Origin of the sequence: Sandarakinorhabdus limnophila DSM 17366 (assembly GCF_945882885.1) — a bacterium.
GTDB classification, from domain to species: domain Bacteria; phylum Pseudomonadota; class Alphaproteobacteria; order Sphingomonadales; family Sphingomonadaceae; genus Sandarakinorhabdus; species Sandarakinorhabdus limnophila_A.
The window spans coordinates 32,594-45,924 of sequence record NZ_CAMCWT010000006.1 but is presented as its reverse complement, the minus strand read 5'-3'; the positions used below and the strand labels follow the sequence as shown (position 1 = coordinate 45,924).

Sequence of the window (13,331 nt, the reverse complement as noted above, 5' to 3'; positions counted from 1 at the left end):
GCATTTCGCTGCCATCCGCGCTATGCCGCACCGCATCATGACCACGCCGCTGATCATCGCGCTCCCCAAGGGCCGCATCCTGAAGGAGGCGCTGCCGCTGTTGGCGCGCATCGGCATCGTGCCGGAAGCGGATTTCACCGACGAAAACAGCCGCAAGCTGACCTTTGCCACCTCCCGCGACGATGTGCGGGTGATCCGGGTGCGCAGTTTCGATGTGGCGACGTTTGTGGCCTTTGGCGCGGCGCAGCTGGGCATTGCCGGCAATGATGTGCTGATGGAGTTCGATCTTTCCGAAATCTACGCGCCCGTCGATCTCGGGATCGGTCATTGCCGGCTCAGCGTGGCGCAGCCGGCGGCGCTTGATCCCGATTTGTCGCGCCTTTCGCACGTGCGGGTGGCGACCAAATATCCCGGCCTCACCCGCCGGCACTTCGCGGCGCGTGGCCTGCAGGCCGAGGTGATCAAGCTGAACGGTGCGATGGAGCTGGCGCCGCTGGTTGGCCTGTCCAGCCGCATCGTCGATCTAGTTTCCACCGGCAAGACGCTGGCCGAAAATGGCCTGGTAGAAGTGGAAGTGATCGCCAACATCACCAGCCGCCTGATCGCCAACCGCGCCGCCTTCAAGACGGATAGCCGTGTCGTCGCCATCATCGATGCCATGCGGGAACTGACGGAAAAATCCGATGCCGCAACGGCTTGACGCAAGCGATGCTGGTTTTGCCCCTGCTTTCGCCGCGCTGGTTGATGCCAAGCGCGACGATGCCGCCGATGTGTCGGCCACCGTTGCCGCCATCATCTCGGGCGTGAAAGCGCGCGGCGATGCCGCTGTGGCCGAACTCACCGCCAAGTTTGATCGCGTCGATCTGAATGCTGCCGGCTGGGGGATTCCCGGCGCCGATCTGGATGCTGCGCTGGCGAGTTTGGCCCCAGAGTTGCGCGCTGCCCTTGATCTCGCCGCCGCCCGCATCCGTGCCTTCCACGAACGCCAGAAACCGCAAGGCAATGACGCGGTGGACGATGCCGGCGTGCGCACCGGCGTGCGCTGGTCGCCGGTCGACGCGGCTGGCCTTTATGTGCCAGGTGGGCGTGCCGCCTATCCCTCATCGGTGCTGATGAACGCTATTCCCGCCGTAGTGGCCGGCGTGCGTGATCTGATAATGGTGACTCCCACCCCCGATGGCCTGGTTAACCCGCTGGTGCTGGCCGCGGCGCGCGTGGCCGGTGTGAGCCGTGTGTTCCGTATCGGCGGCGCGCAGGCGGTGGCGGCCCTGGCCTTTGGCACCGCACACATCCCGCGGGTCGACGTGATCACCGGCCCCGGCAATGCCTTTGTCGCCGAAGCCAAACGCCAGCTGTACGGCATGGTCGGCATCGACATGGTGGCCGGACCATCCGAAGTGGTGATCGTGTCCGACGGCAAGTCCAACCCGGATTGGATCGCGGCTGACCTGCTGGCCCAAGCTGAACATGATCCGGTGGCACAATCCATCCTGATCACCACCTCGCCGGCCGAAGCCGATGCCGTGGAAGCCGCTGTGGCCCGCCAGCTTGAAACCCTGCCCACGGCCGCCGTGGCCGGCGCCTCCTGGCGTGATTTCGGCGCAATCATTCTGGTGCCCGATCTCGCCGCTTGCCTGCCGTTGCTCGACGCGCTCGCCCCTGAGCACGCCGAATTGATGGTGGATGATCCCGAATGGCTGTTCGCTCGCATGCGCCACGCTGGCTCGGTCTTCCTGGGTCGCCACACGCCGGAAGCCGCGGGCGATTATCTGGCTGGGCCCAACCACGTGCTGCCCACTGGTCGTCGCGCGCGCTTTGCCTCTGGCCTGTCGGTGGTGGACTTCATGAAGCGGACGACGTTTCTCGATTGCGGTCCGCAGGGGCTGGCGGCGATCGGCCCGGCAGGCGCTGCCATTGCCGATATGGAAGGCCTCGCTGCCCACGCTGCCTCGATCCGGCTGCGACTTGAGACCAGAAAATGAACGCTCAAACAATGCGGCGCATCCGCCAGCTTCATCTTTATATCGGCGTGTTCTTTCTGCCAGCGATCCTGTTCTTTGCCATCAGCGGCGGGTTGCAGGCCTTCCGGCTGCAACAGGCCAGCGGCTGGGATGGGGCGCCGCCGCCGGCGTGGATGGCGTGGATGGGCAGCGTTCATATTGATCAGACCGTGCCGCACGCCGAACAGTCGAAACAGCCGGCGGCCGCCAAAGCGCCAGCTGATCCGGTCAAGGAGGCCGAGCGGGCGGCCCGCAAGCGCGCTGCGCTGCCGATGAAGATCTTCGTTGCGGTGTTGGCAGCGGCGCTTGCCCTGTCCGCCTTGCTGGGCGCGGCCATTGCGCTGAACAGCCGCGCGACGCGGCGTACGGCCGTGTTGATGCTGGTGGCTGGCACGGCAGTCCCGTTGGCGCTGCTGCTGGCCTGAACCTATTTGCCGTAAACCGCGCGTTCGAACGCCCGCAGCACTTCCACCGTGGCCGGTTCGCCAAAGGGCAGATGCTGCATGCACAACACGGCGGCGATATCGGATTCGGGATCAATCCAGTAATAGCTGTTGGCGATGCCGGCCCAGGCCAGCGAGCCTGCAGCGCGGCCATCCGGTCCGGGTTCCGGGTTGATCAGGAAGCCCAGGCCCCAGCCGCAATCCATCATCGGGAACAGATCGAAATCGCTGGAGAAGCCGGGCAGGTTGCTGACCATCCGGCCGGCCGGCATGATCACCTGGTTGCTGGCCATGTCGGTGACGGTTTCGGGGCGCAGGATGCGGGCACCGTTCAACTGGCCCCGGTTCAGGAACATCCGGCAAAAGTGCAGATAATCGCGCGCGGTGGAGATCAGGCCACCACCGGCGCCCTGAAACTCGGCATTGTCCCCGCCGCCGAAATGCACCGGGAAGGGCATCAGGCCACCATCGGGGGTGCGCACGTGCAGCGGCGTTAGCCGTGACTTCACCGCATCGTCGAAAGCGAATGTTGTGTCGTTCATGCGCAGCGGCCCGGTGACATGACGGGTCAGCCAGTCGCCCAGCTTCATGCCCGACGCGGCTTCCACCGCCAGCCCCACCCAATCGGTGGAGATGCCATAGAGCCACTGCGTGCCGGGATCGGCCAGTAGCGGCGCCTTCAGGCTGGCCAGGCTGCCCAGTGCGGCCGGGTTGTGCTGGCGAAACTGGGTCAGCTCCGCCGACATGAATTCATAGCCAAAGCCTGACGTGTGGGTGAGCAGTTGCCTGAGCGTGATCGGCCCGGCGGCCGGCCGGGTGACCGGTTTGCCCTCGTCGTCAAAGCCTTCCAGCACGTCCGGATTGGCGAGCTGCGGTAGCAACGTGCCTAGATCATCATCAAGGTTGAGCCGGCCCTGTTCCACCAGCTGCATGGCGGCGACGCTGGCGATGGCCTTGGTCATCGATGCGATCTGGAACAGATCATCCTGGCTCAGCTGCAGGCCGCCGGGGCCCTTGGTGCCCACCGCCACTTCCGCCAATGTGCCGCTGCTGTTGCCGACGACGGCCACGGCTCCGGGCACGTTGGCTGCGGCAAGCGTGGTTTCGAGTGCCGTCTTGATCCGTTCGAGCATGGGAGCCTCTCCTTCGCCGCCAAGCTTAGGGAAGATGCCCACCCACGGCCCCTCCCGCAAGCGGGAGGGGAGAAGGCTAAAAGCGCCCTCAATGCCGGAAGTGGCGCATCCCGGTGAACACCATCGCCAGCCCGCGCTCGTCGGCGGCGGCAATCACGTCCTTGTCGCGGATGGAGCCACCGGGCTGGATGATGGCGGTGGCGCCGGCTTCTGCCGCCGCGATCAGGCCGTCGGCGAAGGGGAAGAATGCGTCTGACGCCACGCACGAACCGATGGTGCGGGCCTGCGGCCAGCCGGCAGTTTCAGCGGCGTCGATCGCCTTGCGGGCCGCGATCCGGGTGGAATCGAGCCGGCTCATCTGGCCAGCGCCTATGCCCGCCGTGGCGCCGCCGTTGGCATAGACGATGGCATTGGATTTCACATGCCGCGCCACGGTCCAGGCAAACATCAGGCCGACCCATTCGGCGTCGGTCGGTGTACGCTGGGTGACAACCTGGCAGCCGGCACGCAGCACGGCGCCATTGTCCCGGCTCTGCACCAGCATGCCGCCCGAAATCGGCTTCAGCATTAGGCCGGGCCGGCGCGGATCGGGCAGTTCGGCGATCAGCAGGCGCAGATTCTTTTTGCCTGCAAAGACCTTGAGCGCGTCCTCATCAGCGCCCGGCGCGATCACCACTTCGGTGAAGATGCCAGTGATGGCTTCCGCCGTCGGGCCGTCGAGCGGCTGGTTGACCGCAATGATGCCGCCAAAGGCCGAGACCGGATCGCACTGGAACGCCTTTTCATAGGCCTCGGCCAGCGTGGTGCCCGTGGCGACACCGCACGGATTGGCGTGCTTGATGATGGCGCACGCCGGCCCAGCATCGCGCCATTCGGCAATCAGATCGAGCGCGCCATCGGCATCGTTGAGATTGTTGTAGCTCAGTCCCTTGCCCTGCACCTGGCGCGCCGCGGCAATGCCATAACTGCGGCCCTGCGGCAGGTAGAGCGCGGCCTGCTGGTGCGGGTTTTCGCCGTAACGCAGGGTCTCCTTGCGGGTGAGCATGACGGGCAGCACGGCCGGGAACATTTCGCCCTGATCGGCAAAGGCGAACCAGCTGGCGACGGCGGAATCATAGGCGGCGGTGTGGCCAAAGGCTGCGGCGGCGAGGCGGCGGCGCAGAGCCAGCGGGGTGGCGCCGTCGTTCACGTCCAGCGCGGCGATGAAGTCGTCATACTGGTCGGGGCTGGTCAGGATGGCGACGAAATCATGGTTCTTGGCGGAGGAGCGGACCATGGCGGGGCCGCCGATATCGATATTCTCGATGATCTCGTCGCGCGATGCGCCCTTGGCCACGGTGGCAGCAAATGGGTAAAGGTTGATCACGGCCAGATCGATGGCGCCGATGCCATTATCGGTCATCGCCTGCAGATGGTCGGCGTTATCGCGCAGCGCCAGTAGGCCGCCGTGCACGCGCGGGTGCAGCGTCTTCACGCGGCCGTCCATCATTTCGGGGCTGTCGGTCAGTTCGGCGACATCCTTCACCGCGTGGCCGAGCGCCCGCAGTGCCGTCGCCGTGCCACCGGTGGAGACCAGCTCCACACCGCGCGCCACCAGGGCGGCGGCCAAAGGTTCCAACCCGGCCTTGTCTGACACCGAAAGCAGGGCACGGCGAATGGGAACGAGATCGGTCATGGGGAGCGGCTTTCCGGAGCGGTGGACGAATTCGCGCCCGCCTAGCGCCTCAGCTTGCTATTTGCCAGCCCGCTTCAGGCTCCAATGCACATCGGCGGCAATTTTTTGGGTGCCGCCGGAAACCACCAGCTGCTGGGTGCGCTGGATGGTGCCGGCCCCATCAACCCACACCGATGGTTCGATGGCCAGCCGGCCAGCGCCGCTTTCCAGCCGTACCTTGAACGCCCAGATGCGGCCCGCAGGCGTCTTCAGCAAGGCGCCCATGCCATCAGCGGTGGGCGTCGCCGAAACGCCGGGGCCGAGGTGGAAGCGCACATCGAAATTGCGCTCGGCACGGCGGCGCAGCAGGCCGGCAGGCGCCGCTTCGATCAGATCCTCGCCGGCCAGTTCATTGCCATCGGCAGTGAGGAACAGGCGCCGGCGCACCAGCATGCCGAAGCGTTTGGCATAACCATTGTGGCTGGTCTCGATCAGCTGGCCTTCGGCGCCGCTGCGCAGGGCCAGCGTCACTTCCTCCACCCCGGCGGCCAGCGTGCCATCGTCGCGGATGCGGGTGCTATTGGTGTCGGCAATCACCAGAGTCGAATGGGCGGCGGTGGTGGACAGGCCTGATGCCAGCGCGGGCGCCAGGGGCGTCTGCAGACCGCGTACGCCGCCGCAATTGCTGATCAACCGGTCGGGGCCGTCGCTCATCTCAAAGGCGAGGGTTCCGGCGTGGCCGCAGTTGGAAAGGCGCGCCGATGGCGGCGGCCCGGCATCGATCACCACCACGCTGCGCCCGGCCGACAGCCGGTGATAGCCGCTCCAGCGGCCGCCGCGGCGGATCTCGGTGCCGGTTGCTGCCTTGCGCGAAAGCCGGTCAAGGGCATCGGCGCCGATCACTGCGCCGCCATGCCAAGCACCGATCTGGCCATCGCCCAGCATGAGCCCGCGCAGCGCCGGGGCGAGCCGGGCCAGTGTATCGGCAAATACCGGCGGCGCGCGGTTGCCCAGTGCTTCTGGCGCGCCGGCGGTAAAGATCAACAGATCGGCCAGCGTCAGGCCATCAATCGGCGCGCGGCTGGCGATGCCGCCGTCGGGCAGCACCAGCGCCGGCAGCAACTGGTTGAGCCCAGCCAGCGCCGCACTGGTGCGCACGTCGCCGCCGGGGATCAGTGTGCCAGCAGCATAAAGCCCGCAAAGCGCCTTGGCCTGCGCCAGGCCTTCGGTGCCACGCCGGGCGGCGCGATCAAGGTGTCGGGCCCAGGTCGCCATCGCCGACAGCACCGCCGAACGATAGATCTGGTTCGATGATGACAGGATCAGCGGCGCATGGCCCAGTGCCATCAGCAGCCGTGTGCCAGCCAGATCGGCGCGCCAGCCCAGCGCATCATATTCGCCCATGCTGGCCAACCAGCGTTCGACCAGATTCTCCGCCGCGCGCCGCGCTGCCTCGCGATCGGGCAGGATCGCCAGATCGCGCAGCCATTCCCAGCCATGCGCCCATTCCAGCCAATCCGGCGGCGGGCCGGCTTCGCGGAAACTGATGTCCCGCGTCATCTGCGTATGGCCGGCGTGGATCAGGCGGCCGGCGATGATGCGCTCACCGATATGGGGGTCGCCGGGCACCGGATCGGCCGGTGCAGCCAGCAGTTTCAGCGGAAAGCGGCCGCGCAGGCGAAAGCTGTGCAGCGGCGAGGCATAGAGCCGCGACGTGAGCCCCGCAGCCAGTTTTTCCAATAGCGACAGGCCGCGATCACCGCTGCCACGGCGCAGGCTGCCATCCTCATCTTCAAGTTCGGGCTGAGCCGTGGGAGATTGGGGCGGTTTTGCCATCAATGCCCCTTCAAGGCCGCGATATTAGCGGCATACTGCGCTGCGCCGCCCTTGAAGCTGGCGGTGCCGGCGACCAGCACATCGGCCCCGGCGGCAATCACGGTGGCGGCATTGCCGGCATCCACGCCGCCATCCACTTCCAGATGGATCTGGCGCCCGCTGTCGTCGATCATCCGCCGCAGCCGTTCGATCTTCTTCAGCTGGCTGGTGATGAAGCTCTGCCCGCCGAAACCGGGGTTCACGCTCATCACCAGGATAAGGTCGATATCGCCCAGCACTTCGGCGACCAGTTCCACCGGGCTGGCCGGATTGAGCGATACGCCAGCCTTTTTCCCCAGCGCCTTGATGCGCTGGATGGTGCGATGCAGGTGCGGACCGGATTCGGGGTGGACGGTGAGGATATCGGCGCCGGCTTCGGCAAAGGCTTCCAGATACAGATCAACCGGGCTGATCATCAGGTGCACGTCGAATGGCAGATCGCTGTGCGGGCGCAGCGCCTTCACCACGGCCGGGCCAATGGTGATATTGGGCACGAAATGCCCGTCCATCACGTCGACATGGATCCAGTCCGCCCCGGCGGCGCTGATCGCGCGCACCTCTTCACCCAAGCGGGCGAAATCCGCCGACAGGATCGATGGTGCGATGCGAACGGGAAGGGTCATGCCCGTTATCTAGCAGGGGCTTTGCGGCTGCGGTAGTGGCTGGCCACCACCCGCTGCAACCGACTGTGGATGGTTCGCGTCGGCCTGTCTCAGGCCTTCTGCTTGAGCAGCTTCTTCACCGTCTCGTCGAATTCGCGCTTCACCTTCTCGCTCAGCGCGCCCGTTGCCGGCCCGGCCCAACCCACGTGCACTTCCTTCACTCGGCCATCGCGGCCGATGAAGATCGTGCTCGGCCACACCTTTACCGGCGCCAGATCGCCCAGCACCTTCTTGGTGTCTTCGGCGTTGGGTTGGCCGCCATAGACCATCGGGTAGGGCAGCTTGTAGCGGGTCTTGAAGCTGGTGATCTGGCGCATCGCACGGGCCTGATCGGTGCCATACTCGAACTGCAGGCCGATCATTTCCAGGCCTTCCTTTTGCCGGCGCGCCGCGTAGGGGCCCATGAAAATGGCTTCGTCGTGGCAATTGGGGCACCAGGCACCGCCCAGCGTGATCACCACCACCTTGCCCTTGTAGCGGGCGTCGTTCAGGCTGATCATCTGGCCTTCCGGGGTAGGCAGGCGGAACGACAGCCGCTCACCGCCGGGTGCCTCGACGAGCACGGCATTCATCGTCGCTTGGCGTTCCTTCTTCGCTTCCCACGGATTGCCGGCCGGCCGGCTGGTGGCCGCAAACGATGCGCCCTTCAGCGTGTCGCCGGCCAGCGTGCCCTGCCACAGGCTGGTGAAGCTGCCATCGAAAGTGGAAAGCTTGAGCTGGGTGCCGTTCAGTTCGCCCGACAGATAGCGCATGTCGCCTGTAGGCAGCTGCACCGTGCCCGATACCTGGGAACCCACTTGCTTCAGCAACACCAAGCCCTTCACCTTGTTATCGCCATCGGTCAGGTTCCAGCGGCCTGTCACGTTGCCGGCCGGCTTCACCGCGGTTGGCGTGAAGCGCCAGCTGCCGCGCTGGGCCCGGGCAGCCAGCGTGACCATACCCGTGGCGCGCAGCACGGTCGCAGTCCCGGCCAGCGTGCCATTTCCGGCCGCTTTCAGCTCAAGCTTGCTGTTGTAGCTGGGGAAGATCAGCGTGATGCTGTCCCCCGTCACCTGCACCTGCTCAACCTTCAGCCGTTCCGGCGCGTTGACCAGCCACGCTTGCGGGCCGGTCTTGCCTTCGCGCACATCCAGCGTGAACGGCAACGGCCCACCGGGGTGGGCGTCAAAGCTGACGCGCCATTGGCCATAAAGGCCAACTGCAAGAGCCGGGGCAGCAGTCAGGCTGGCGATCAGGCCGGCGGTGAACAGGGTGCGAAATTTGGTCATCATGATCCCCCAAAACGCGATTGCCGGTTATCGTTCAAGCCGGCTTTTCTTGTCCTTGCCAAAGCTGGGCTTTCTAACGTGCATCGCGTTCGGCGGCTTGGGCGCGCGCTGCATCTGCAGCCTGCAGCACCGCCCATGCCGCCTGCACGGCGCGGAACCGCTCGGCCACCTCAGGGCTGGTGCCGGCCACGTCGGGGTGGCTGGCCTTGGCCGCCGTACGCCATGCGGCCTTGACTGCATCGGCGCTGGCGTCGGCATCCAGTCCCAGTACCCTCAGCGCATCAAGTTCAGCGCGGCTGCGGCTGCCATCGCCTTCGCCGCCCCATTCCCAGTGGCTGGCGCGGCGATAATTGCGCTGCCGGTCTTCCGAGGCCGCGCGGGTGGCGGCTTCTTCTGGCGTCAGGCCGCGGAAATAATCCCAGCCGGCGTTATATTTGGCGGCATGTTCCTGGCAGAACATCCAGCGTTCCGGGCTGTTGGGCGCCTTGGGGGCAGGGCGGTCACCCACGTTGGTGCACCCGTCGCGATCGCACAGGCGCACGGTGGTGGCGGCGCGTTCAGCGCCATAATCCCGCCAGCGCGGGAAGCCCCAATCATCGTTGCGCCGCTGTTTTGGCACGTGCCCGCGTCTCCTCAACGCCCCTTCTATGCCATGCCGGCCGCCTTTGCGAGTCTGGACGGCTGCGGCACAAACGGGCATGGCTCGCGCCAGATGTTGGCCCTGTTGACCACGCGGCGCTTCGGCCCCCTGTTTGCCACCCAGTTCCTGGGCGCCTTCAACGACAATCTGTTCCGCACCGCGCTGGTGTTCATCGTTGCCTATGATGTGGCGGCGGCTGATCCCAAACAGGCGGCGTTGTTGGCCTCCACAGCGGCCGGGCTGTTCATCGCGCCCTTCCTCCTGTTTTCCGGCATTGCCGGTTCCGCCGCCGATGCGCGTGACAAGGCCGGGATTACACGGCTGGTAAAGCTTTCCGAAATCGCCTTCATGGCATTGGGCTGGGCGGCGCTGGCAATTGGGTCGCTGCCGCTGGCGCTGGCCGTGGTGTTCCTCATGGGATGCCATTCCACGATATTCGGCCCCGTCAAATATGCCATTCTGCCCCAGCATCTGAAGCCACAAGAGCTGCTTGCCGGCACCGGCCTGGTGGAAGGCGCCACCTTTGTGGCCATCTTGCTGGGCCAAGTCGCGGGCGGGCTGCTGGCAACACAGGCGGTGGGGCCGATCACGCTGGTCATTGCCGGCTTGGGCTGGCTGGCGTCGCGCTTCATCCCGCCGGCGCCCCCGGAAGCGGGTCGCCGCCTGAACTGGAACCCCATCAGCAGCGCTCACGCCGCGCTGGGCCATGCCTTTGCCAATCGCCGGCTGTTGATCGCCACGCTGGCGATTTCGTGGTTCTGGGCGCTGGGTGCGGTTTACACCAGCCAGTTCGTGCCGCTGGCTAGGAATGACATGGGTGCCACGCAAAGCGTCGCCACCCTGTTTCTGGCGGCATTTTCAGTGGGCATCGCCGCCGGTTCGGTGGCGGTGGGACGCTGGCTGAAGGGCCGCATCTCCACCCGCCTTTGCGGGGCTGCCGGGCTGGCCATGGCGCTGGCCGGCGTTGATCTGTGGTTTGCCATCGGCGCAGTGGGTGCGGCGCCCAAGGATGTCGCCAGCTTCTTTTCCGTCGTCGCCGGTTCGCGCGTGTTGATTGATCTCACCGTGCTGGCGCTGGCCGGTGGTGTCTTTTCGGTGCCGCTCTATGCCGTGCTGCAAACCGCGGGCGACGCCGGCTCCAGGGCCAGTGCCATTGCCGCCAACAACATCATCAACAGCCTGTTCCAGGTTGCGGCCGTGCTGGGAGCCGGGGCAGCTGTGAGCGCTGGACTGGGCGTGCCCCTGGTGCTGATGCTGGCCGGGCTTACGGTGTTGCTGTTGTTGCCAGCGTTGGCGCAGTTGGAGCGGGCATAGCGGCAATCCACGTCCGGATCAGCGCGTTCCCCTCTTCATGGGCCAGTGCGCGACCAAATTGGGGCATCATGATGCCGGGTTCGGATGCGATCATGCGGTGCAGCATGATGGATTTGTCGGGCTGGCCGGGCAGGATCGAAAATTCGTGGCCACCCGAACCGCGCCCGGCCGCCACCGGCCGCTTCATCACGCCCAGATGCGCCGGTATGGTTTCTTCGGGTACCAGATACAGTCCGCTATTGGAGGCAAAGCCGCCCGGGCTGTGGCAGTGGCCGCAGTTCACCGCCAGATAGGCGCGGGCGCGGGCGTCGAGCGGTTCAGCTGCATCATCCCACTTTGCCAGCCTTGGCCACGCACCGGCAGGCAGCCCGGTCAGCCGGCCTGATGTGGACCACGTCATCAACTGGTTCGATCCTCTGCCATTGAGGCTGCCATTCAGATTGCCCGCCGTTGGGCCGATCGGGGTGATGGCTTCGCCGTCCTGGTGGCAGGTCTTGCACTGGTTCTGGTTGGGCACGGCATAATCGATGGCCTGCGCGCGGCCCGCCTTGTCGATGAACTCCACGGGCACTTTCATGCCGGCGCGCTTCAACACGGCGCCGCCGTCCTGTTCAACATAGCTCAACGCCACCCAGCCGGCAGGGCGGCGTATCAACAGGCGCGTCTCGATGGGGCGGACGTTCTGCATCGGCTGGCGCAGATCAGCCGGGAAGGCAAAGCGTTTGACCAGCACCGTGCCCACTGGAAAGGCCAGCGCGCCGGAGGGGCGATATTCGGCGTTGGTGCCAGGCGGCAACCAGGCAAAGCGATATTTCTCCGCGCCGTCGGAAAACAGCGGCGTGTTGAGCGTATAGGACTGCACCCCCGGTGCGGGCCGTCCAGCAGCATCGAACATGCCGTAATCGGCCAGCTTCGGTGCGTCGGTGGCCATCAACAGATCGCTGCGCACGCCGGGCGCAGGCGCCGCCCCCAGCAACAGCAGCGCCGCCCCGATTCGTCTCATTTGGCGCGCGCCTCCAGGGCGGCCGGCAACACGATCGCCGGGCGATCAGCGGCCAGCTTGGTCAGGGTCAGCGGAGCCGGCCTGGCCTGGGCTGGCGACGTGCCTTGCAGGCCAAGATTGAGCGTGATGCCCGGCGCATCACTGGCGATGCGGCCGTCGGCGGATTTTTCACCGCCGCCCGGCACAGTATAGCGGGTGACACCATCCCACATCACCGGCGGCAGCGTGCCGCCCATAGCCGCAGCAATTTCCTTGCCGCCGGCAAAGCTGGGGGATTTGCCGTTGTTCATGAAATGATTGCCGGCGATGGCGACGGCGCGCGGTAGCGGATTATAGGCCTTGTCGGTGAAGGCCTGGGTGTAGGCGACCACCATCACGGCGCTGCCGTTATTGCCCATCACATGATTGCCCGACACCATCACATTGGCGTTGGCCATCACCATGATGCCGGTGCCCGATGGCACGCCTGCCACGATATTGCCGGGCGCAGCAAAGTTCACATGATTGTTGTCGATCACTTGGTTGTTTGTCAGCCGCACGTTGCGACCGCCCTGCTGCGGCAGATCGGGCAGATCGAACACCAATATGCCGCCGGCATTGTTGGTGGCCGTGTTGCCCACCACATCGGCGTCATAGCTGTTCTCGATCTCGATCCCGGCGACGTTCATTTCGGCCCAGCTGTTCCGCACGATGATGTTCTGCGACTGGCCCACATAGATGCCGGCATCCGAAGCGCCCTTCACCACCGACCGGTCGATCAGCACGTTCTTGGAACTGACCGGATACAGGCCATAGGCGCCGTTGGTGGATTTCGGCCCGCCGGTCCATTCCACCCGCAGGTTGACCAGCGCGATGCCGTCGCTGCCCTTGGATTTCACCCCGTTGCCGGCGGCATTCTCGATTCCCAGATCGCGCACCACAACATTGTCCGAGGTGATCAGCAGGCCTTCGCCGGCGACTTTCTGGGCGGTGAAGTCAAGGATGGTCTTGTCCGGCCCGTCGCCCTTGACGGTGACGCCATCGACATCGAGCGACAGACCATCGGCGAGCGCATAACGCCCGGCCGCGATATGCACCGTGTCACCCGGCTGGGCTTCGATCAGCGCGGTTTGCAACTTTTCCTGGGCGTTGCCGCCCGGCCCGACGTGGATCATCTTCGCCTGCGCCAGCGATGAACTGGCCAAGAGTGCAATCAGAAGCGCCATGCGCATGTGGTGATCCTTCCCCGGTTCCTATTCTTGGGCATGACTTTCCGCCCTTCTGCAGTGCCACTCAACCCCTGAATTCGTCCGGTTAACGCCCATTTATCGCATTGGCGTCGGGGGTTTGTTATCGATGC

General features: G+C 65.7%; 12 protein-coding genes. 4 read left to right on the top strand and 8 right to left on the bottom strand.

The genetic code is table 11. From position 1 onward, the window contains the following. Positions 1-37: 37 nt before the first annotated feature. From hisG to Q7O19_RS02430, 3 genes are read left to right on the top strand one after another with little or no spacing between them, the layout of a single operon-like run. A complete protein-coding gene (hisG, locus tag Q7O19_RS02440; protein ID WP_303808433.1) occupies positions 38-700 on the top strand; it encodes an ATP phosphoribosyltransferase in 663 nt (220 codons plus the stop codon). Next, a complete protein-coding gene (gene hisD / locus Q7O19_RS02435; RefSeq protein ID WP_303808432.1) occupies positions 684-1,982 on the top strand; it encodes a histidinol dehydrogenase in 1,299 nt (432 codons plus the stop codon). Before hisG ends, hisD begins: the two co-directional genes overlap by 17 nt. Further along, the gene (locus Q7O19_RS02430) at positions 1,979-2,425 is read left to right on the top strand and encodes a hypothetical protein (RefSeq protein ID WP_303808431.1); all 447 of its coding nucleotides are present in this window, start codon (positions 1,979-1,981) and stop codon (positions 2,423-2,425) included. The genes hisD and Q7O19_RS02430 overlap by 4 nt, the downstream gene beginning before the upstream one ends. Positions 2,426-2,427: 2 nt before the next feature. On the opposite strand, the gene Q7O19_RS02425 is transcribed toward Q7O19_RS02430, so the two are convergent. The 6 genes from Q7O19_RS02425 to Q7O19_RS02400 all read right to left on the bottom strand — a co-directional run bounded on the left by Q7O19_RS02425 (position 2,428) and on the right by Q7O19_RS02400 (position 9,654). Further along, the gene (locus tag Q7O19_RS02425) at positions 2,428-3,576 is read right to left on the bottom strand and encodes a serine hydrolase (RefSeq protein ID WP_303808430.1); all 1,149 of its coding nucleotides are present in this window, start codon (positions 3,574-3,576) and stop codon (positions 2,428-2,430) included. Positions 3,577-3,664: 88 nt separating this feature from the next. Continuing rightward, complete coding sequence (gene purH, locus Q7O19_RS02420) at positions 3,665-5,251, bottom strand: bifunctional phosphoribosylaminoimidazolecarboxamide formyltransferase/IMP cyclohydrolase (RefSeq protein ID WP_303808429.1); 1,587 nt, start codon at positions 5,249-5,251, stop codon at positions 3,665-3,667. Between the two features lie 57 nt (positions 5,252-5,308). After that, complete coding sequence (locus Q7O19_RS02415) at positions 5,309-7,066, bottom strand: heparinase II/III family protein (protein ID WP_303808427.1); 1,758 nt, start codon at positions 7,064-7,066, stop codon at positions 5,309-5,311. Next, positions 7,066-7,728 carry a ribulose-phosphate 3-epimerase gene (gene rpe / locus Q7O19_RS02410; protein ID WP_022680925.1) on the bottom strand — a complete coding sequence of 221 codons (663 nt, stop codon included), beginning with the start codon at positions 7,726-7,728 and terminating at the stop codon, positions 7,066-7,068. Before rpe ends, Q7O19_RS02415 begins: the two co-directional genes overlap by 1 nt. An 89-nt stretch (positions 7,729-7,817) precedes the next feature. After that, positions 7,818-9,038 carry a peroxiredoxin gene (locus Q7O19_RS02405; protein WP_303808425.1) on the bottom strand — a complete coding sequence of 407 codons (1,221 nt, stop codon included), beginning with the start codon at positions 9,036-9,038 and terminating at the stop codon, positions 7,818-7,820. Between the two features lie 70 nt (positions 9,039-9,108). Continuing rightward, on the bottom strand, positions 9,109-9,654 hold the full coding sequence (locus Q7O19_RS02400) for a J domain-containing protein (protein WP_303808424.1): 546 nt from the start codon (positions 9,652-9,654) through the stop codon (positions 9,109-9,111). A gap of 93 nt (positions 9,655-9,747) precedes the next feature. On the opposite strand from Q7O19_RS02400, the gene Q7O19_RS02395 reads away from it, so the two are divergent. Continuing rightward, on the top strand, positions 9,748-10,989 hold the full coding sequence (locus Q7O19_RS02395) for an MFS transporter (protein ID WP_303808423.1): 1,242 nt from the start codon (positions 9,748-9,750) through the stop codon (positions 10,987-10,989). On the opposite strand, the gene Q7O19_RS02390 is transcribed toward Q7O19_RS02395, so the two are convergent. Together Q7O19_RS02390 and Q7O19_RS02385 are read right to left on the bottom strand one after the other, a co-directional pair. Beyond that, complete coding sequence (locus Q7O19_RS02390; RefSeq protein ID WP_303808422.1) at positions 10,940-11,992, bottom strand: SO2930 family diheme c-type cytochrome; 1,053 nt, start codon at positions 11,990-11,992, stop codon at positions 10,940-10,942. The two genes, Q7O19_RS02395 and Q7O19_RS02390, sit on opposite strands and share 50 nt — an antisense overlap. Next, the gene (locus tag Q7O19_RS02385; RefSeq protein ID WP_303808420.1) at positions 11,989-13,203 is read right to left on the bottom strand and encodes a parallel beta-helix domain-containing protein; all 1,215 of its coding nucleotides are present in this window, start codon (positions 13,201-13,203) and stop codon (positions 11,989-11,991) included. Before Q7O19_RS02385 ends, Q7O19_RS02390 begins: the two co-directional genes overlap by 4 nt. Positions 13,204-13,331 lie beyond the last annotated feature (128 nt).

What these genes read in the sequence shown, in the direction of transcription:
- Q7O19_RS02430 (WP_303808431.1), top strand. Translation starts at nt 1,979, where the DNA reads ATGAACGCTCAAACAATGCGGCGCATCCGCCAGCTTCATCTTTATATC.
- rpe (WP_022680925.1), bottom strand. Translation starts at nt 7,728, where the DNA reads ATGACCCTTCCCGTTCGCATCGCACCATCGATCCTGTCGGCGGATTTC.
- Q7O19_RS02425 (WP_303808430.1), bottom strand. Translation starts at nt 3,576, where the DNA reads ATGCTCGAACGGATCAAGACGGCACTCGAAACCACGCTTGCCGCAGCC.
- hisD (WP_303808432.1), top strand. Translation starts at nt 684, where the DNA reads ATGCCGCAACGGCTTGACGCAAGCGATGCTGGTTTTGCCCCTGCTTTC.
- Q7O19_RS02415 (WP_303808427.1), bottom strand. Translation starts at nt 7,066, where the DNA reads ATGGCAAAACCGCCCCAATCTCCCACGGCTCAGCCCGAACTTGAAGAT.
- purH (WP_303808429.1), bottom strand. Translation starts at nt 5,251, where the DNA reads ATGACCGATCTCGTTCCCATTCGCCGTGCCCTGCTTTCGGTGTCAGAC.
- Q7O19_RS02390 (WP_303808422.1), bottom strand. Translation starts at nt 11,992, where the DNA reads ATGAGACGAATCGGGGCGGCGCTGCTGTTGCTGGGGGCGGCGCCTGCG.
- Q7O19_RS02405 (WP_303808425.1), bottom strand. Translation starts at nt 9,038, where the DNA reads ATGATGACCAAATTTCGCACCCTGTTCACCGCCGGCCTGATCGCCAGC.
- Q7O19_RS02395 (WP_303808423.1), top strand. Translation starts at nt 9,748, where the DNA reads ATGTTGGCCCTGTTGACCACGCGGCGCTTCGGCCCCCTGTTTGCCACC.
- hisG (WP_303808433.1), top strand. Translation starts at nt 38, where the DNA reads ATGACCACGCCGCTGATCATCGCGCTCCCCAAGGGCCGCATCCTGAAG.
- Q7O19_RS02385 (WP_303808420.1), bottom strand. Translation starts at nt 13,203, where the DNA reads ATGCGCATGGCGCTTCTGATTGCACTCTTGGCCAGTTCATCGCTGGCG.